General features: G+C 44.5%; 16 protein-coding genes. 9 read left to right on the forward strand and 7 right to left on the reverse strand.

Features of this window, described 5'->3' with window-relative positions; genetic code table 11:
* Positions 1-95: 95 nt before the first annotated feature.
* The 8 genes from BMX56_RS28820 (at position 96) to BMX56_RS28855 (ending at position 12,907) form a co-directional block, all read left to right on the forward strand.
* A complete protein-coding gene (locus BMX56_RS28820) occupies positions 96-542 on the forward strand; it encodes a Fur family transcriptional regulator (RefSeq protein WP_090653183.1) in 447 nt (148 codons plus the stop codon).
* Entirely contained in the window at positions 539-1,369 is an 831-nt protein-coding gene (locus BMX56_RS28825) for an N-acetylmuramoyl-L-alanine amidase family protein (protein ID WP_090653184.1), read from the forward strand. The genes BMX56_RS28820 and BMX56_RS28825 overlap by 4 nt, the downstream gene beginning before the upstream one ends.
* A gap of 62 nt (positions 1,370-1,431) precedes the next feature.
* The gene (locus BMX56_RS28830) at positions 1,432-3,717 is read left to right on the forward strand and encodes a glycoside hydrolase family 20 protein (protein ID WP_090653185.1); all 2,286 of its coding nucleotides are present in this window, start codon (positions 1,432-1,434) and stop codon (positions 3,715-3,717) included.
* Between the two features lie 284 nt (positions 3,718-4,001).
* The gene (locus BMX56_RS28835; RefSeq protein WP_090653186.1) at positions 4,002-5,438 is read left to right on the forward strand and encodes a serine/threonine protein kinase; all 1,437 of its coding nucleotides are present in this window, start codon (positions 4,002-4,004) and stop codon (positions 5,436-5,438) included.
* Between the two features lie 36 nt (positions 5,439-5,474).
* A complete protein-coding gene (locus BMX56_RS28840; RefSeq protein ID WP_090653187.1) occupies positions 5,475-6,437 on the forward strand; it encodes a hypothetical protein in 963 nt (320 codons plus the stop codon).
* Between the two features lie 84 nt (positions 6,438-6,521).
* Positions 6,522-7,955 (forward strand): protein phosphatase 2C domain-containing protein, encoded by a 1,434-nt coding sequence (locus tag BMX56_RS28845; RefSeq protein ID WP_090653188.1) that lies wholly within the window; start codon positions 6,522-6,524, stop codon positions 7,953-7,955.
* Positions 7,955-12,043 (forward strand): FtsW/RodA/SpoVE family cell cycle protein, encoded by a 4,089-nt coding sequence (locus BMX56_RS28850; protein ID WP_090653189.1) that lies wholly within the window; start codon positions 7,955-7,957, stop codon positions 12,041-12,043. The genes BMX56_RS28845 and BMX56_RS28850 overlap by 1 nt, the downstream gene beginning before the upstream one ends.
* 66 nt (positions 12,044-12,109) lie before the next feature.
* Positions 12,110-12,907 carry an FHA domain-containing protein gene (locus tag BMX56_RS28855; protein ID WP_090653190.1) on the forward strand — a complete coding sequence of 266 codons (798 nt, stop codon included), beginning with the start codon at positions 12,110-12,112 and terminating at the stop codon, positions 12,905-12,907.
* A gap of 125 nt (positions 12,908-13,032) precedes the next feature.
* Here BMX56_RS28855 and BMX56_RS28860 read toward each other — a convergent pair whose 3' ends face one another.
* From BMX56_RS28860 to BMX56_RS28870, 3 genes are read right to left on the reverse strand one after another with little or no spacing between them, the layout of a single operon-like run.
* Positions 13,033-14,034, reverse strand: coding sequence for a type II toxin-antitoxin system HipA family toxin (locus BMX56_RS28860; RefSeq protein ID WP_090653191.1), 1,002 nt, complete (start codon positions 14,032-14,034; stop codon positions 13,033-13,035).
* Complete coding sequence (locus BMX56_RS28865) at positions 14,018-14,356, reverse strand: HipA N-terminal domain-containing protein (RefSeq protein WP_090653192.1); 339 nt, start codon at positions 14,354-14,356, stop codon at positions 14,018-14,020. Before BMX56_RS28865 ends, BMX56_RS28860 begins: the two co-directional genes overlap by 17 nt.
* Before the next feature lie 4 nt (positions 14,357-14,360).
* Entirely contained in the window at positions 14,361-14,567 is a 207-nt protein-coding gene (locus tag BMX56_RS28870; protein ID WP_090653193.1) for a helix-turn-helix domain-containing protein, read from the reverse strand.
* A gap of 238 nt (positions 14,568-14,805) precedes the next feature.
* On the opposite strand from BMX56_RS28870, the gene BMX56_RS28875 reads away from it, so the two are divergent.
* Positions 14,806-15,363, forward strand: coding sequence for a hypothetical protein (locus BMX56_RS28875; RefSeq protein WP_090653194.1), 558 nt, complete (start codon positions 14,806-14,808; stop codon positions 15,361-15,363).
* 173 nt (positions 15,364-15,536) lie between these two features.
* Here BMX56_RS28875 and BMX56_RS28880 read toward each other — a convergent pair whose 3' ends face one another.
* From BMX56_RS28880 to BMX56_RS28895, 4 genes are all read right to left on the reverse strand, one after another.
* Complete coding sequence (locus BMX56_RS28880; RefSeq protein WP_090653195.1) at positions 15,537-16,421, reverse strand: alpha/beta hydrolase; 885 nt, start codon at positions 16,419-16,421, stop codon at positions 15,537-15,539.
* A 118-nt stretch (positions 16,422-16,539) separates the two neighbouring features.
* Entirely contained in the window at positions 16,540-16,920 is a 381-nt protein-coding gene (locus BMX56_RS28885; protein WP_090653196.1) for a hypothetical protein, read from the reverse strand.
* A gap of 88 nt (positions 16,921-17,008) precedes the next feature.
* The gene (locus BMX56_RS28890) at positions 17,009-17,896 is read right to left on the reverse strand and encodes an alpha/beta hydrolase (RefSeq protein ID WP_090653197.1); all 888 of its coding nucleotides are present in this window, start codon (positions 17,894-17,896) and stop codon (positions 17,009-17,011) included.
* Positions 17,897-17,922: 26 nt separating this feature from the next.
* Positions 17,923-18,885, reverse strand: coding sequence for an MBL fold metallo-hydrolase (locus BMX56_RS28895; RefSeq protein WP_090653198.1), 963 nt, complete (start codon positions 18,883-18,885; stop codon positions 17,923-17,925).
* Positions 18,886-19,026 lie beyond the last annotated feature (141 nt).

Raw genomic sequence — 19,026 nt, forward strand, 5'->3', positions numbered from 1 at the left:
AATTTGATGCGTTTGCCCTGATACAACATCACTATAATTTCTCCCCTAATGCAACGTTGTATATATTTGCACGTATACACCCCCGTAAAACTTAAATGGAACCAGCCCGCAACAACTTTCACTTCGAGGACCTGCTGAACAGGCACCATTTAAAAAAAACTGCCCCCCGGCTTCGGGTGCTGTCTATGATGTCGGCCCGCAACGCTGCCACCTCACAGCCCGATCTGGAGAGTGTTATGAACGATATTGACAGGGTTACCCTATACCGCATCCTGAATGCCTTTGAAGAAAAAGGTATTATTCATAAAGTATTTGATTTAAACGGCACGGCCAACTACGCCCTCTGTTCATCCAGCTGCGATGAAGGTCATCACCATGATGAGCACCTGCACTTCAACTGTACCCAATGCAAAAACGTGTACTGCCTTGACGATTTGCACCTGCCGGCCATAACCCTGCCCGCTGGTTTTGAGCCACAGGGCTTTACCTTATACGCAACCGGCCTGTGCCCCAAATGCAGTAAAAAGGCGGTGAAAAAATGAGGGTTCGTATAAAACTTTTTTCGGTATCAATCATCAGCTTAGGGCTTTGCCTGTGCTGTTGTTTTAGTTCATGGGCCCAGCAAACGGATTCCATCCCAGCGACCTCGGGCTTCCGTTTTAAAACGGTAATTATTGATGCCGGGCACGGCGGTAAAGACCCCGGTGCCCGCGGATCATACTCGGTTGAAAAAAATGTTACCCTGGCCATTGCCAAAAAACTGAAACTTTATATTGATACCGGCATGAAGGGCGTTACCGCCCTGATGACCCGTACCGACGATACGTTTATCCCCCTTAATCAACGGTCAAACATAGCCAACCAGGCGCATGGGAACCTGTTTGTCTCTATCCACTGCAACTCATCTCCCGAGGGAAATGCGGCTTCGGCCCATAAGCGAAAAGGAGTGTTGTTACTGGTTTATGGTTTCCACAGGCTTAAAGAGCAGGAGGAGGCCGTGCGTGAAAACGCTTCTATCTTCCAGGAAAAAGATTATAAACAAAACTACGAAAGCTATGACGAAACCGACCCGTCAAACGCCATCATTCTGAATGCCTATATTCAAAAATATCGCAAGCAAAGTATCCTCTTCGGTGATCTGCTTAATGCCGAATTTACCGATTTTGACGGCCGCCCCAGCGAAGGGGTGAAAGAGCAGGGCGTATTGGTATTGGCCCATAGCGCCATGCCTGCCGTCCTTATCGAAACAGGTTTTATCAACAATCCCGAAGAGGAAGATTACCTCAATTCGCCCGGCGGGCAGGATGCTATCGTGAAATCTATTGTTACCGCTATTACCAACTATCGCAAAGCTATTGGCAGCTTGTAATTTTCATAATTAGTGTGTAAATAGCTATAATCAGCTATATTAGGCTCTGCAAATCCGCATCCATGATAAAGCTAATACATCTGTACAAATTCCTGTTAACTACTTTAAGCCTGATATTAATTGCCGGTTATTCATCGGCACAAATTAAGCAGCAGGGGGTGATACCGCAACCGTATCAGTTTGAAAGGAATGGCGGATCGTTTACCTTTTCGGCAGCGACTGGTATAACTATCGGGCCTGGAATCAAAACAGGTAACCTTATATTTTTCAATCAATATTTTAAGTCGCTTGCCGGCTATCAGCTTAAGGTGAAAAACAAAGGCACTATCATCCTGAAAGTCGACTCTTCTAAAGTCGCTGGTCCTGAGGGTTATGAGGTGGTGGTGACATCAAAGCAAATTAACATCTGCGGTCATGACGAGGCTGGCGTATTTTATGGATTGCAGTCACTTATTCAGCTGTTACACTCGTCTGACGGAAAAATAACCGTTGAGGGCTGTACCATTCAAGATCATCCACGCTTTGCCTACCGGGGTATGCTGCTGGATGTGAGCCGCCACTTTTTTGCTGCGGAGGACATCAAAAAGTGGATTGATATGCTGGCCCTGTACAAGATCAACACCTTTCACTGGCACCTTACCGACGACCAGGGCTGGCGCATAGAAATAAAAAAGTACCCGCTTTTACAAAGTATATCGGCCTATAGAGATGAAACCATCATAGGCCATAAGCGCGATAGCCCTCACCTTTTTGATGGCAAACGGTATGGCGGCTATTACACCCAGGAAGATGTTAAAGCCATTGTAAAATATGCAACAGACAGGCACATCACCATTATCCCGGAAATTGAAATGCCGGGGCACGCGCTGGCGGCATTGGCGGCTTATCCGCAACTGGGTTGCACAGGCGGTCCGTATAAAGCGGCTACATATTGGGGCATATTTGATGACGTATATTGCGCCGGTAACGATGAAACCTTTACCTTTCTGCAAAACGTGCTTGACGAAGTATTGCCACTTTTCCCTTCAAAATATATTCACATAGGTGGCGACGAATGTCCCAAAACCAAATGGAAAACATGCCCTAAATGCCAGAAACGTATTAAGGATGAGCATTTAAAAGACGAGCACGAACTGCAAAGCTATTTCATAGGCCGCGTGGAAAAATACCTGAATAGCAAAGGCCGCCAGATTATTGGTTGGGACGAGATCCTGGAAGGCGGCTTAACCCCTGGCGCAACCGTAATGAGCTGGACGGGCGAGGAAGGTGGTATAGCTGCTGCCAAACAACACCACAATGCCATCATGACGCCCGAAAAATATGTTTACCTGGACTATTATCAGTCGTTATACCCAGGCGAACCGATAACAGCCGGCGGCTATACCCCGCTAAGCAAAGTGTATAACTACGAACCTTTAACAAACCAACTATCTGGCGATGAAGCCCGGTACATCAAAGGCGTGCAGGCCAATGCCTGGAGCGAATACCTGCCCAGCCCCGCCCGGGCCGAGCGACAACTGTTCCCCAGGATGCTGGCTTTGGCCGAGGTAGCCTGGTCGGCTAAAGAAAACAAGGATTACGATGGCTTTTTGAAGCGGTTAAGGTACGAGCAGCCGATGCTTAAAAAGCTGAACATTAACGCAGCTAATACCTTTGATGAGATAACAGATAACGTAAGCGAAACCGCAGGCCACCAGGTGTCGCTTAGCTTAAGCACCACTTTGCCCGGCGGAAAAATATTTTATACCACCGATGGATCGGCACCGGGCTTAGGTAGCAAAGTTTATAGCAAGGCCTTAACTATAACCCAATCGTGTACCATAAAAGCCGCGGTATTTGGTAATGGCAAAATAACCGGGCGGGTGTACGAAAAAAGTTTTGCCATTCACAAAGGCATTGGTAAAACCGTAACCCTTGCCAACCAGCCGCAGGGAGGCTATAACCCCGGCAATACCTTTGGTTTAGTGAATGGTGTTTTTGGCAGCAAATTATACAACGATGGCCAATGGTATGGCTTCAATGGAAATGACCTGGACGCCGTGGTCGACCTGGGTTCGGTTCAAAAAATATCGCAGTTGGGTATCAATATTTTAAAATACCACTGGCAAAAAATGTGGGAGCCAACATTACTGACTTTTGAAGTATCTGAAGACGGAAAAAACTACACCGAAGTTTACCGGCAAACCGAGTTTAACGCTAATGGCATTAACACGGTGAGGGCCGATATTAAACCAACGCAGGGCCGCTATGTCAGAGTAAAAGGTACCAACAAAGGCATTATCCCACCCGGCGAATACATTGCCGGAGCTAAGGCCTGGTTATTGGTAGATGAAATAGTTATAAAATGATGTGCAGATTTCAGATGTGCAAATGAAAAAGGAGATGTGGAGATATGCAAATTTCAAATGTGCAGACGAGAGGCAGTATTTTAGATAAGTAGATCTTATTTTCAAATTTTCAAATCCTCAAATTTTCAAACTGATTTAAATCATCTGAAATCTGCACATCTGAAATCTGCACATCCACATAAATTTTCATATTTTTATAACCAAACGCCAACATGTGCGTTATGTTGAGATAACAAAGCTTAACCAATTGTTATTTATGTTTACAGCACTGCAAGTATAACTCAATGAGCAAAGTATTTACAATTACCGAAGGTTTGGAGAATATGGGGGCTTTGCGAACGGGCGGACAAGGCTCTGTTTATAAAGGCAGGCGCTACGGCCCTATCATTACAGCGGTAAAATTATTACCCACCCCAATCCATACGGAGAGTACCGACGATAAAAATTTCAGAAATTTTCAGAACGAGGTTGAAAAACTAAAGAAGGTAAACGAAGAGCCCAATCCCAATGTGGTTAAAATCCTCAACTCGGGTATTACCGAAAGCGGCTCGTTTCCTTTTATCGAAATGGAATATATTGATGGCCCCGACCTGGAGGATTTGTTGAAGCCACCGCATGAGGCTATTTTTACCATCAAGGAGATCATCAAACTGGCCGATCAGCTGGCCAATGCACTCTCGCATTGCCACAAGGTATCTGTAAAGCATGGCGATATTAAAAGCAATAATGTAAAGTTCAATATCCACACGGGCAACTATGTGCTGCTTGATTTTGGCCTCTCGGCTATGTCTGACGATCAGCGCCGCACCAGTATCAGGCATGCCGGGGCTATTGAATTTATGGCACCCGAGCAAAATGAGGGGCTGATGTATTTTCAGACAGATGTGTACAGCTACGGTATTATCCTGTATGAATTGATTGCCGGCCAGGTACCTTTCCCGCTTAACGATAACGGCGAAACCGCCCGCAACGCGGTAATGCTGTCGCATATGGAAAAAGAAGTTCCTGATGTGATGGAACTACGCAAAAAGAATTTGCCTGCCAGCTGGACCGACGAAAAGAAACAATACGAAATGCAGGTGCCCGCCTGGCTGCTTAAAATTGTAGCCAAATGCCTGGAAAAAGAGCCCGAAAATCGCTATGCAAACGGCATCGAATTGCAGGAGGTATTGGTTTATAGCAGTATATCGGCAGTAAACAGTACGGATGTTGATGATTCCTGGAATGCTTCGGTATTGTTAAAGGAAAATGAGCGCCTTCAGGGGCTGTTACTTTACTACCAGGAGGCCGAAAGCGCAAGGGGCGTACATGTGGTAAATCCAGCCGCCGAAACACCTGTTGTTGTAGGCAAGCATGCAGTACGCATTTCCAAGCCGCTGTTTATCAGTTTAATTGTAGTGTTGGTAGCGCTTACCGGGTTTTCGTCTGTTATGGCCATTAAACACCGTAAGGGTATTTATGATACTTTTTTTAAATCAACACCGCCGCCAAGGGATACTTTAAGCCAGGGCAGTACACAGGCCAAACCAGATAACCAGGTTAAAAAGGATACGCAGGCAGAAACACAGCCGGTTAATAATGATCCTGCTGCCAGCATTCCGCCCGAGGTGGATTCATTGGCAGATTCGATACTGCGTGGCGTAAAACACAAGTCTAAATCCGACCCGCAGTTTTATCGCGATAGCATAAAAAACGCTGATACATCAAAGTTGAGTTTTTAGTTAATGATAATTAACATCTAAAAAAAGATTTACCTAATGGAATCCAAATCTACATTTTGGCAAAAAATAGGTCTGCAGGACTGGTTTCTGCCGAATGGGAAGGCGGCTGCGGTGGCTGCTGTAGCAAATAAAACGCTCACTCCCGATGATGTGTACCTGTACATTATCGAAAAATTTAAAGAATCTGTTGCTCAGCTATCATTTGCTGACAGGGTTGTTTTTTATCACGAATACATTATCAGCTTTAACGAAGAAGACTACCAGGAGTTTATCAACAATAGGTCGGGTTTGTTTGGCATTATTGTGCATGAATCGGTAAAAAAGTTTTACGAGTTGCTACGCGAACACCAGGAAGTGGGCAAAAAGGTTGAGCCATCAAGTTCAAAATGGGTGTTCAGGCTGGTTTCACATCCCGATTATAAAAAGGGCGACAAAGGCTTTATAGGCAAACTATTGCCCGGGAGCAATAAAAAAGAAGAGAACCTGCGCGTTACCTTTATACCCCGCCATACCGGCGTTGCCCAAACTTTGGATATTAGTAATGATATTTTAAAAGGCTTTACCTATTACAGCGAAGGCTATTACGAACTACCTTACGCTAACGACCTGCATTATAACGAAAAGGATGTGGTAAAACCCGGACAAACCGTTTTAGCCCGGCTGGATACTATTATGCCAGATAAGCAGTTTGTAGGGCGTAAAGTGGAGTTTTTGATGAAGAATGAAGACATAGTGGTATCGGGCAACGAAGAAACGCGCGAAGATGCCGCCGTATTTAAAATTCCGAGCGATTGGGTAAACACACCGCACCTGCGCATCCGCATGAATAAAGCCGATGGTAAGCTTTACCTTTCATCATTTGGCGAATTGACCATGATTAACGAGCAGGAAATTACCCGCAGCGATGTAAACTCGCCGCAATGGGTAGAATTGCCTTTTAACTCAAAAATATTGCTGAATGGTATCATTGGCATCAACATATTTAAACCCGAAGCATAATGTCACAAATATTATCAATAGGCCTGCTGGCAATATGTGTTTTGTTATTGCTGGCCCATTTTATCGACATAAAAAGATCAAGCCATGGCAAATAATTATTTCGGACTAACCGATACCGGCAGGCAGAGGGATAATAATGAGGATACCTTTATTGCCCAAAAAGCCAATGATGGCAATTTTATTTTGGCCTGCGTAATTGATGGGGTAGGCGGTTATGTAGGCGGCGAGGTTGCTGCCGAAATTGCGCGCGAGACCATTATTAAAGATCTATCGTACATAGCGGGCAATGTGAGCACCTTGTTGGTGAATACTTTTGTTGATGCCAACAAACAAATTTATGATAAAAAAATAGCCGATAAAGAGTTGCAGAACATGGCCTGCGTACTTACGCTTGCGGTGGTCGACCTGGAAAATAACCAGTTTTATTATGCCCATGTGGGCGATACCCGTTTGTATTTGCTGCGCGATAATTCGCTTATTAAAATTTCAAAAGATCACTCCTTTGTAGGCTTCCTGGAAGACTCGGGCAGGTTGAGCGAAGAAGCCGCCATGGACCACCCTAAGCGCAATGAAATTAATAAAGCCCTGGGTTTTGACCCTAATATTGCTAAAGACGCTGACTTTGTAGAAACAGGCCATTCGCCATTTTTACCCGGCGATATGTTATTGGTTTGCAGCGATGGCCTTACCGATATGGTAGATAAAAACCTAATAAAAAGTATTCTGACAGGGGAAGGCGAATTAGAAGATAAGGCCGCTAAACTGATACAAGCTGCCAATAATAAAGGTGGCAAAGATAACGTGACCGTGGTGTTGGTACATAACAACAAGGCTCCGCGTGTTCAAAATGTAACCCGGCCGGTAGTTTCGTCAAAAGCAGCGGAAGAAGTTATAGACCCTAAGCATCAGCCTAAACTACCCGATGGGCCCGAAACGGTGCCTGTAAAGCAAAAAAGTAACCGCGGCACAGTAGTTTTGCTTGCCATACTGTTCCTGGTAGTTTTGTGCGGATTTGTGTGGCAATACTGGATAAACCAGCAGCTAAAGCACGACGACAGGAAACCGGTTGCCACCGCGCCTGTTGCCAGGCCGAAAAGTGCAGGCGAAATAAAGCTGCAGGATACACTCAACAAGTTAAAGGGTAACTCGTTGGTGCTTTCTGCTACCGATTTTAAAGAGCCAATAGTATTAAGCGATTCTATTTTTATTGGGAGGGATAGCCTGTATATAAAAGCTAAAGGCAAAATTGTTTTTAAACCCGATTCGGGTTATAAAGGGCCGGCTTTTATGTTATCGCCAAAAACCAAATATGTGGTGCTGGATAGTGTTGCCTTTGACGGCTTTAAAACCGGCGTGGTTACGCAGAACGATGCCCTGGTGTTAAAATATGTGCAGTTTAATAATTGTGCCATACCGGTACAAACCACTTATCTGTTTCCCGATAAAAAATATGTATCGGGCAGGTTGTTTGGTGGCATGTTCAAAATAGATTCGTTACCCAAAGCCATCAAACAATAATGGATAAGGGCACACCCAAACCTCCAGGCAGGCGATTGGAGCGATTGTTTTTATTGCTCGCGGGTATTTTGCTGGCCACGCTGTTTGGTAGGTTGTATGTTGTTTTGCAGCAAAAATTTACCGATGTTGATAAGCGCCTGCAGGATGGCACCATCGTAAATCTGAATGCCCCAAACAGGGCCGGAAACGTAGCCGCGCTGCTAAAAAAAGGCTACTATTTTGATGACCCGAGGGATGTGGATTATATTCAATCTGTTATTGCCGCCAAAGCAAATTCAGCAGGTGCTTTTGATAATGCGGGCGAACTGAATAAACGCAAATATTATGTTAATGCAGATGAGGCTATAGAACAAGGCGGCGAATCATTCAGGCAGCGGGTATTGGATTCGCGCGAGCTGTTGGGTTATACCGGGGATGATTCCATCCGGTTTAGCCAGGAAAAAAATCACCCGCCCGAAATTCCAGCCCAAAACGATCTTGGGCTGGGCGATTATAGCATTAGTGGCAAGATAACCCACAAGGAACAGCCGGTTGCCGGTGTTTTGGTGAGGTTGAATATGATATTGCCAAGAGACAGTATTTATTCCGACGAGGAAACGGCCGCCAAAAACACCACCACTGAAAATTCGCCAACGGCTAAAAAGGTATTTGTCGCCAACGCCGATAAAAAGCGGCAATTGCAATCGCTTACAGCATTTGCCCGTACAGATGCCGGCGGTCGTTATCAATTTAAAAACCTCCCTACCGATAAGGCTTTTGAGTTATTACCGCTGCAGCCGGGCTTTGAGTTTGGCCGTTCGCAGGGCGTAGTAGACCTGGATGGCGATAAAAAGATAAATTTTGTGCAGGCGCCGCACAGCATTAAGCTGCTGTCAACCCGCGATTTCAATATCCTTAAAAAAGAGGGGGCGTTTATTGTACGTACTATCGACGATTTTAACACCTGGTATTGGATTATTGCGGCCAGCTTTTTTGCCGGATTTATTGTTATCCATATCCTGTTAAGTTACCGTTATCCCCAGGCCGATCAAATTATAGTGCCCCTGGTAATGATACTTACCGGGATCTCGTTTCTCACTTTATTAAGCCTGCAGGACCCTTTACGAGATAGATTTTTAGCAAAGGATACGCTTATTTACCTGGGCATTGGCGTAGGTATTATCTGCATTATACTGTTTATCAACCTGCGCAAACTTACTGCCGACTCGGGTTTATACCGTTTGCTGGTATTTAAAAACACGCGCAGCGCGGCAAATGGCTGGCCTTGGGTTGTTGTGGCCATGGGCATTTTGTTTAGCACTATTTTGTTTGGTACCGGTCCCGAGGGCAGCGGGGTTAAGGTAAACCTGTTGGGCTTTCAGCCAAGTGAGATTGTAAAATACCTGGTGATTATTTTCCTTGCGGGATTTTTCGCCGCGAATGAAAAATTTATCAGCCAGTATGCCAGCTGGAGTAAACGCTTGTCGTTCTTTTCATCGGCGCTGGTGGCCACTTTGGTAACGCTGCTGTTGTTTTTAGTTTTGGGCGATCTGGGGCCTGCCATGGTAATCTGTTTTACTTTTATCATCCTTTTCTCTTTTTCCCGTGGCGATTTTTTATCAATGGCCGGTTTTGTGGTGCTTTTTGTACTTATTACCTGGTTTTTTGATAATGTTTGGCTAAGTGCCGGTGTTACTTTTGGTATATTAGGTTTGGTTGGTTTTTGGAAACCGAAATATCTGAGCGAATCGGCCGTAATGGCGTTGATTGTGATTAGCGCTTTTTTAACCATCGATAAAATTCCCGGCCTGGATAAAATTATTCCCGGCCCGGTTGAACGTTTGGTTGAGCGTAAAGCCATCTGGCAGGATCCCTGGAACAATGAAGTTTATGGTGGCGACCAGGTGGCCAACGGCCTCTGGGCTATGGCCGGGGGCGGCTTAACCGGCGAAGGCGTTGGTCAGGGCTTTGCCAAAACCATTCCCGAGGCGCATACCGACATGATTTTGCCATCAATAGGCGAGGAGTTTGGCTGGGCTGGCATGGCAGCCGTATTTATATTGTTTCTGCTGTTTTTACACCGGTCGATAATTATTGGCCGGCAAACGGGTACGCCCTTGTTGTTTTACTTAAGCGCCGGTATTGGGGTATGTACCTTTGTGCAATTTTTACTGATTGCAGGCGGCTCTATTGGGGCATTGCCCTTGTCGGGCGTATCGCTGCCGTTTGAAAGTTACGGTGGCTCGTCGTTGGTAATTAATTTATTGGCAACCGGTTTTTTACTGTCGGTATCATTGGTAAAAGGCAGCCAGATACAAATGGATTACATTACCAAACAACAGGATAAAAACCTGGTGCCCGCTTTGGCGGCAGCATTAGCAGGCGTAGTGTTGTTAACCGTAAATGTATCGCGCTACAGCGCCGATAATAAAAAATGGGTGGTGAAACCCGCCCTGGTTGCCGATAAAAGCGGGCTGCGGATGTTTAGCTATAACCCAAGGATTGCCATTTTGATGAACAGGCTGCAAGCCGGATCATTACTTGACAGGAACGGATTGATCCTGGCTACCAGTAAGCCAGAACTTATTGCGAAGCAACAGAAGAAACTGGCTGTAGCAGGCGTAAAAGATTATAACCTCGATTCGGCAGTGCACAAGCGGCTGGAACGGTTTTATCCCTTTGAAGAACAAATGTTTTTTTGGACGGGTGATGTAAACACCGGTGTATTTAATGGCAGTACCAACGGCTACTTTGCCGAGTATGAACATGCGGCCGAATTACGTGGTTTTAAAATGCCCATCAGCAGTTATAATGTAAAAGCCTCGCGCTACCAGGAAGACAGGTTTTTGCCCCGTGGCGTAAAGGAAATGACGGTAGCTAAGAAGGATTATAGCGAACTGGCGACATTGCTGTTGGCCGATATTAACGGTCCCGAAGTGGCAGCGTTTAAAAACCGTAACCGGGATGTAAAACTGACGATGGATGCTGATTTGCAAACAAAAATTCAGCAGTCTATCGCTACCGATACCTCGCTATACGATAACCGCGTATCCGTTGTAGTGATGGAGGCCAATACCGGCGACGTGCTGGTATCGGCGCAGTACCCGCTGCCACCGGTGCACAACTGGGATCAGTTAACCATGTCGCAAGCCGATCAGAATAAATTATCTAACTGGATGACCACTACCGATCTGGGCTTTACTTATGCCTCGCAGCCGGGTTCAACCGCCAAGGTATTAACAGCCATGTCGGCATTTAATAAGCTGGGCATTGATGCATCTAAAGTAACCTACCATGTAAGTATGGAAGAGCGTATCCGTACCAAGGGAATCGAGCCGGACGAAACCGGTATCATTACCATGGAACGGGCGATAGCCAAATCGAACAACGTATATTTTATTAAACTGGCCAACCAGCAGCACCTGGAGGAGTATATGGTAAACCTGTACATGAAAACCGGGATGTTTTTGCATGGGGTAGGCGGGTACTATTATAATAAACCTGCCGAAAACGATGCGCAGGAAGAAAAATGGCGCAACCTGTGGCGTAAAACCGAGTTTAATACCAAGCCCCGATACGATCCTAACAATATTCATAAAACCAGGGCCAAAGGTATTTCGGGTATGGCCTGGGGGCAGGGCGAGCTGATTGCTACCCCCGCATCTGTTGCCCGGCTGGTATCGGGCGTAGCCAATAATGGTGTGTTATTAGCCAATCGGTTTGTATTAAATGTTGGCAAAACAAAAATGCCGGTAAAGGCCGGCATTACCCTGGCCGATAAACCAGATTATGCCGCCCTGCTGAAGCAATACATGATAACGCAAAGCGCGCCAAAGGTGCCCATACTGGGTATAGCGGTTGCTGGTAAAAGCGGTACACCCGAGCGTATTGTTAAAAATAAAAGCGTAAACGATGGCTGGTATGTGTTTTTTGCGCCAGAGGCAAACGGAAAAGGCAATATGGTTGTTTGTATCCGTGTAGAATCAACCAAAGGATCGTCAGATGCGGTGCATTTAGCCGGGAAACATGTGATCCCTTTCCTTTTGGAGAAGGGTTATATGAAGAGTATAGTACCGGGAGAAGTCGCCGAGCCTACGGATCAGCAATAAATAATTTTATCAAATTCGTGCAATTCGATAAGATTTGCGCAATTAGTGTAATTAAAACTTGAAAACATGGCATTTAGTTTTTTTAGTAAAAGCGGCGGAGAAAAGGGACAGGTTGATGTAAAGGGCCTGCGCGAAGCCGTACTACGTTTTATAAAAGAGGCCCTGCAAAAGGTTGAAGGCGGCGAAGGCAGGCACATCAAAGAGCTACTGCTTTACCTGGCGCCCGATCCCGACGACAAACATCTTTACGAAGGTGCGGTTTACGTGCACGAAAAGGAAGTATTCAGGAACGAGATTCAGCGGATTGCCGATGACTACGCGATAGAGTTGCCCGATGACTGGACCATTGACGTGAATTTTGCAGATAAGCTTCCCGCCGATGTGCCAAAGATTCCCGAGATTGAGGCCGCTTTCCAGATGCATACCCGCAGGCAGGTGGCGCATAACGCATCATCGGCCATTGCTTATATCAGGATACTTAGCGGCGAAGCCGAAAAGGAAGAATACCTGATTAAGGCTACCGACGGCAAGATTAATATTGGCCGGGATAAAAAAGTGATAACGGAGAACGGATCATACCGGCTGAACAAGATTATATTCCCGGCCGATAGTAACGACCCCAGCAACAAATTTATCAGCAGGCAGCATGCCCATATCGAATGGAATAAAGACGCGGAATGTTTTATGATTTTTGCCGATGAGGGTGGTGTACCGCCGCGTAATAAAACCAAGATCAGCATAGCGGCCGACGATAAGCTAATTAAGCTTAACTCGACCCAGATTGGCCACCCCATGAACGAAGGCGACCAGGTAATATTGGGCGAATCGGTGGTGTTTTTATTTAGTGTTAAGGCAGAAGTTTAGGAAGGCCAATAAAACATAGTGTTGTATCAATGATAAAGTGGCAGTTAGTCCTAAGCCGACAGCCTTAAGTTTTAAGCCGGCAAAAGATAAACTTTGACTTTGGGCTTCAGGCTAAAGACCTGACCTTAGCGCGTTAGCATATTCAATCTTTGGTAATAATAATTTAAATAGGCTTTTTTGATAGGGTCGCTCAGATAAGAGTTCGCTGTAAGCAGTGCAACCTTGTTCTGCCTGGTTAGCAACGGAAGGACAAGTTTTTCGATCCTTTTGGATTGAATTCCTATTGCTGTTCCGAATTTAAAAAAATCATCTGTTGTTGGATGCCCCGTCCTTTTCCAGGTGTTTGACCGTGATGCATCAGCAAACAGCCCTTTTTTCAACGCGAAATCGGTGTCATCTACGTGTATCCTGGTATTGAGCAGATCATATGCCGGACTAAGCATAAAGTCGCCATGCTCGGTTTCCAGCAACCCGAAGTTTTTCATATGGGCATCGCCATTGCCGAAAAGAAAGTTAAAAAGGATTAATACAAAATATTTTTCTACCTCAACCCTCCATGCGGGCACAAATCGTTGGATGAGCAGGCCTATTTCTTCGTAGCTGGATTCATACTTAAAATCCGGCCCTCCGTTATCTTTACTCATGCCTGCCAGGCTGGCAAAATCTTCTTTTCTCCACTTATTTCCATCGGGTTTTACATCAAATCTTTTTGTGATATACGCTGGTTCACCATTTTTAAAGAAAGCCAACGCGTTTTCCGCCGTAGGAATACCATATACCTGCCTGGCAATCTGCATCGTAAGGTGCTCATTCGCGGGTACCATAGCTGCTTTTTTAACGTCGCGGGGAATTGGCTTTAAAATATAGGTCCCTTGTTCTTTAGTTGTTGTTAATCTTAAGGTTTTGTTATCAAGCAGCAACGACATTTTTTCCTGAACCCCTGAAATGGACAGTCGCTTTCTGTTTTCAATAAACTTTTCTGCGTCTTCTTCGCTTGTTTTTGGTGATTCATAGGGCAAAATATGGCTTACACGCTTTTTGCCGAACATGCGTTTCAACCCCAATGGACTATAAGTACTATACCCTGCAGCAAGCACGGCCGGGCATATGTTAATCAGTGGTATCATCTTCAACAGGTTTTACAGTAATGGCGCCAACTGTGTCATACCGGGCGGTAGCCAGTAAAAATCCAAATGAATCATTCTCGTCAATCTTCAATTGTGTACTTTGTAGTTTTCTGTTTACGCCCTCGGCCAGCATGTTAAAAAAAAATGGAAATAAGAAAGATGAATGGTATACCTGTTTTGATTTTGGTAATGTCAGGCTGATGGCTGGGAGTCCCTTGTCTTTAAAATAGGCCTCATCATATGTAAACAAATAATTATGCCTGTCATTTTCCTGTAGAATACCTGCAGGAATATTGTTGTAAAATACTTGCGCCGTTCTCATTATACTAATCAATTTGTTTAACTGTCATTTGTAACTCCATCCCCAATACAGCCGCAACCTGATTTAATACCGATAATGTCGGATTAGCTTCATTTCTCTCTATTTTATAAATGGTATTTATATTTACCGCAGACAATTCGGCCAAATGCCGTTGAGTTATCCCGAGTTGCTTTCGCCTTTGTTGAATAACTGTTCCAATTGATAATAACATTATAATGGGATTTTTATTTAAAGTTAATTAAAAATAGAATTTTAATCATCATAAATCTTATTAAAATAGGATTTATGATGACCCTGCTTTTTAAATGATAGATTTTTAGCGCAAATCCCATTATAATATGCTTTTTTGTAGCGTCAGTCGGCCCATAAAATAAATTATTGGGGATGATAACATTTTCTTAGTTGATAAGTTAGTATTTCAAATAATCCGGCGATATATTTAAAAATCTATGCTTAAGAAAGCTATTTTGTTTCTGATACTTGTCACAACGGCTACGTTTGCCCATGCTCAAACGACCGAAGAGGTTTATGATAGTTATCTTGATTTTAATGTGGCAAAGCTTAATGATGACGCTGCTCAGTCAATTGCTCTTGCCCAAAAGATTTTGCCTGATACAGCCAAGCTAACGCCCAAAGTGCGGGTTGCATTTTATAACTCGCTGGCAAAACTTTACGAAGACGATAACCAAAGCATCAATGCAATTAAATATTACAAAATAGTTGTGGCCGCCCAGCCAGATTATTACGTGGCGCACCGTGCTTTAGGCTACCTGTATATCAAAGATATTTCGGGAAAGCCCGTGGTAATGAACCTGAATTACATTGAAAAAGCACGATTGGCTTTGCCCCACCTTGAAAAAGCCCAGGCTTGCGATCCGGATGAAAATACCCTGAAAATTATTAAAGTACTCTATAACAACTTAAATAACGAAGCCGCGCTTGGTACCCTGCCCGTCCGCCTGGCTAAATTGAGTAAGAACTGTATTGATTTGTTGAGTGACCAGTAGATTTAGATGTGCAGATTTCAGATTACAGATGTGCAGATGATTAATCAATTTGAAAATCTGAGGATTTGAGAATTTCAAAATGAGATTCCGAATATCTGAAATTTATCCTTTTCATCTGCACATCTGAAATTTGCACATCTGCACATCCGCTCCTTCATCTGCACATCCGCTGCCTATTTCTGTCTAAAACTATCCCCGATAAAGTTTAATGCATCAATGATGCCGGTGCGCCAGTAGGTCCAGTTGTGGGCACCGTCGCGGATGCGGAACTCGTGGGGGACTTTCTTGTCCATCAGGGCAACGTGCAACAGGGAGTTGCCTTTGCTTAGGGCATCATCATCACCGCAATCAATCCAGTAACGCACATCGTTAAGGTCGTCGGCTGTTTTGCCTTGAATTAATCCTAAAATCGAGTTTGCTTTCCATGTATCATTTAACCGTTCGGCGCCTTTAAGGTTGGGGCCGAAAACTTTAGCGTACGCCTCGGCCCAGCGGGCATCGGTAATGCCCATAAAGTCTTCCTCGTTGCGTACCGCTGCACTTAAAGCTGCCGCTGCCGAGAACATTTCGGGATGTTTAATGCTATAAATTAATGTTCCGAATCCGCCCATAGATAAACCGGCTACGGCACGGTACTTTTTGGTTCCCTTTATGCGGTAATCTTTTTCGATGGTAGGGATAAATTCTTTGAAAAAGAAATCTTCATAATTACGTTTACCATCGTACGAGTTAATGTAAAATGTAGTTTTTGCATCGGGCATTACAATAATCATCGGCGGAATTTTACCTTCGGCGATGGCTTTATCAGCATAACGGTTAATCTCGCCAAATTGCAGCCAGCCGGTTTGGTCGTCGCCGTAGCCATGCAACAGGTACACTACCGGGTAAGTACGGTTTGATGTTTCATAATCGGCAGGCAGGTAAATGGCGTATTTTACGTTGTAATCCAAAATGTCGCTCTTTACATTTTGTTCCTCTATCACCTTGCCGGCCGGAATATGCTGTGCAAATGCCATGGAAGTAGAGAGGAGTAAGCAGATCAGAATAAGTTTTTTCATAGTATCTTAATCAATTTGAAAATTTGAGGATTTGAAAATTTGAAAATAAAATCTATAGATCTGAAATGTTTCCATTTTCATCTGCACATCTGAAATTTGCATATCTGCACATTTAAAATCAATCCGCATCCCACACCCATGGTTCTTCGCCTACAAAAGCAATGGTTAAGCCTACCCCGTCAATTTTAAATTTCCAGGTTATGTTTTCGCGTTTATCGTTTTTAATATCACTGCAGGTGAAAAAATAATACACCGTGAATATGCATTTGAATGATCCCGTTAAGTCTCGGGTACTAAACTTAGCATCGACTATATCAAATTCCCGCACTTCGGGCGATCCTCCGTTATCATAAAAATAAGAAGCGAGGCCCTGCCGCATGTTGGCGTTGTTTTGATCGTCGCCCAAAAAAACGCTCAAAAATTCTGCTATCGGTAGCGTGCCATCCGCAAGTTTTTCCAGACGGTCTGTCGAAACCGTCAACTTAAAATCCTTTGCCATTTATCAACAGTGAAACATTATCTCATCTATCTTTTCAATCCATCTGCACATCTGAAATCTGCATATCTGCACATCTGCCGCACATCTATCACTTCTGCCTGAAACCATCGCCTATAAAGCTGAGGGCATTGGTGATGCCGGTGCGCCAGTACGTCCAGTTGTGGGCACCATCGCGCATCCTAAATTCATGGGGCACTTTCTTTTCTGTCAGGGTTATATGCAGCATGCTGTTGCCTATGGTTAAAAAGTCATCATCGCCGCAATCAATCCAGTAGCGCACTTTGCTCAAATCGTCTGCCGTTTTATTTTGTACCAGGTTCAACACCGAATTTGCTTGCCAGTCTTTAGTCAGCCTGTCTTTACCTTTCAATCCACGGCCAAATAACTGGCCAAAAACGTGTTCGTAATTATCATCTGGCTGGTTAACCATTTGGTCGTCGGGGAATACCGCCGCGCTTAATGCCGCTGCTGCCGAAAAAAGCTGCGGGTATTTAATAGCGTAAATCAGCGTGCCGTAGCCACCCATGGAAAGGCCGGCAACTCCGCGGTATTGTCTTTCGGTTTTTATGCGATAGGCCTGCTCAACGTGGGGTATAAATTCTTTTATAAAAAAATCCTCGTATTTTTCCTTCCCATCATAGGAGTTAATATACCAGCTGGTACCGCCATCCGGCATTACAATAATCATTGGCGGAATAGTACCATCTAAAATGGCCTGGTCGGCATAACGGTTTACTTCGCCAAATTGTAACCAGCCGGTGTTGTCGTCGGAGTATCCGTGTAAAAGGTATACCACAGGGTAGGTACGGTTAGCCGTTTCATAATCGGCAGGCAGGTAAATGGTGTATTTAACGTTGCGTTTTAAAATTTTGCTTTTAATGGTCTGCTCTTCAATTACTTTGCCTTGTTGGGCAAATGTGCTGCCGGCGCTTACCAGGAAGCAAAGGAGCAGGCACGTTTTCAAAGTATTTTTCATATATCCTAAATTGGGGTTGGTAGCTGTTAAAAAGTAAGCGGTTTGCCTTGCTGCGGGTAAACCAGGCTTAGTTGTAATTTATTTTCAACTTTTAATTCGTTTTTTATTTTCACAATGCTGTTTGCCGGTGGTTTTAAATGTGTAACAACAATGTTTAACCCTTTGACGGCATCCGGGCCGGTTAATGAGGCCAGTTTGTCCATTTCGACCATTAGCCAATGGGGGGTAAGGTGGCCAAATAACGTTTTATCAGGCTGTTCGCTTGGGAACGAAACCTCAATCATGATGGCTTTTAATTGTTTGTTTTTAACCAGGGGGGTAACAGCTTCCCAAAGCTTTTGCAGGTTGGTGCTTTTTTCAACAGCATCGGGGCCGGTATCGCCTAAATATAATATATAGGCCTCATTGCTGTGCACCAAAAAGGCGGTGCTGGTGAGGTTTGAATGGCTTAGTGGGAATGCCTGCACTTTTAGCGCGGTGTTTTTTATAGCCACCTCGTTTCCAGGCTCAAGTGGTTTATAATGAAACTTTTTTAAAGCGGGGCTTTCCCCTTCGTCGGCAAAGTTGGCCCAACTTGCCCAGGTAAAGTAATGGGTTTTGAGTGTTTGGAGTGTGCTTTGCAGGCCATAAATGTTTTTAGTGCTATCCTCTGGCGAGTTAATGATTAGGCCGGCAAGGTGGTCGAGGTGCGCATGCGAGATGAAATATCCTTTAATGTATTGCCTCAATACTTTCTCCTGCGAAACATGGAAAGCCTTGTTTTCGACGGTTTTTTTTATGCCGTAGTGCAGCGTGCCGGCATCTAAGCATATGTAATCATTACTGCCGGTTGCTGCCAGCATGTAAGCCGATAGGTTGCTTTCATCAATGCCGCCGAGCACGCCCAAAGGCACCAGCCTGAATGAAGGCGCCGGTTTAACTTGTGCCTTTACCCCAAAAGGCACCAAAGCACATAGAATAGCACTTAAAGCAAGGAATTTACGGATCATTAAAGGTAGATTTTCAATTGCAGTACAGCACAATTGTTATGGTGCTAAATTAATGATATACCCATCAATTAAACAAAAATAAAAGCTGTTTTAAATGATAGCTGAAGTAACAACTCCCACAAAACTCAATGTCACATGATT

This window comes from Mucilaginibacter sp. OK283 (assembly GCF_900110415.1).
Classification (GTDB): Bacteria; Bacteroidota; Bacteroidia; order Sphingobacteriales; family Sphingobacteriaceae; genus Mucilaginibacter.

Bases quoted from the DNA above. Each gene is read 5' to 3' on its own strand.
- BMX56_RS28820 (WP_090653183.1), top strand. From the start codon at position 96: ATGGAACCAGCCCGCAACAACTTTCACTTCGAGGACCTGCTGAACAGG.
- BMX56_RS28825 (WP_090653184.1), top strand. From the start codon at position 539: ATGAGGGTTCGTATAAAACTTTTTTCGGTATCAATCATCAGCTTAGGG.
- BMX56_RS28830 (WP_090653185.1), top strand. From the start codon at position 1,432: ATGATAAAGCTAATACATCTGTACAAATTCCTGTTAACTACTTTAAGC.
- BMX56_RS28835 (WP_090653186.1), top strand. From the start codon at position 4,002: ATGAGCAAAGTATTTACAATTACCGAAGGTTTGGAGAATATGGGGGCT.
- BMX56_RS28840 (WP_090653187.1), top strand. From the start codon at position 5,475: ATGGAATCCAAATCTACATTTTGGCAAAAAATAGGTCTGCAGGACTGG.
- BMX56_RS28845 (WP_090653188.1), top strand. From the start codon at position 6,522: ATGGCAAATAATTATTTCGGACTAACCGATACCGGCAGGCAGAGGGAT.
- BMX56_RS28850 (WP_090653189.1), top strand. From the start codon at position 7,955: ATGGATAAGGGCACACCCAAACCTCCAGGCAGGCGATTGGAGCGATTG.
- BMX56_RS28855 (WP_090653190.1), top strand. From the start codon at position 12,110: ATGGCATTTAGTTTTTTTAGTAAAAGCGGCGGAGAAAAGGGACAGGTT.
- BMX56_RS28860 (WP_090653191.1), bottom strand. From the start codon at position 14,034: ATGATACCACTGATTAACATATGCCCGGCCGTGCTTGCTGCAGGGTAT.
- BMX56_RS28865 (WP_090653192.1), bottom strand. From the start codon at position 14,356: ATGAGAACGGCGCAAGTATTTTACAACAATATTCCTGCAGGTATTCTA.
- BMX56_RS28870 (WP_090653193.1), bottom strand. From the start codon at position 14,567: ATGTTATTATCAATTGGAACAGTTATTCAACAAAGGCGAAAGCAACTC.
- BMX56_RS28875 (WP_090653194.1), top strand. From the start codon at position 14,806: ATGCTTAAGAAAGCTATTTTGTTTCTGATACTTGTCACAACGGCTACG.
- BMX56_RS28880 (WP_090653195.1), bottom strand. From the start codon at position 16,421: ATGAAAAAACTTATTCTGATCTGCTTACTCCTCTCTACTTCCATGGCA.
- BMX56_RS28885 (WP_090653196.1), bottom strand. From the start codon at position 16,920: ATGGCAAAGGATTTTAAGTTGACGGTTTCGACAGACCGTCTGGAAAAA.
- BMX56_RS28890 (WP_090653197.1), bottom strand. From the start codon at position 17,896: ATGAAAAATACTTTGAAAACGTGCCTGCTCCTTTGCTTCCTGGTAAGC.
- BMX56_RS28895 (WP_090653198.1), bottom strand. From the start codon at position 18,885: ATGATCCGTAAATTCCTTGCTTTAAGTGCTATTCTATGTGCTTTGGTG.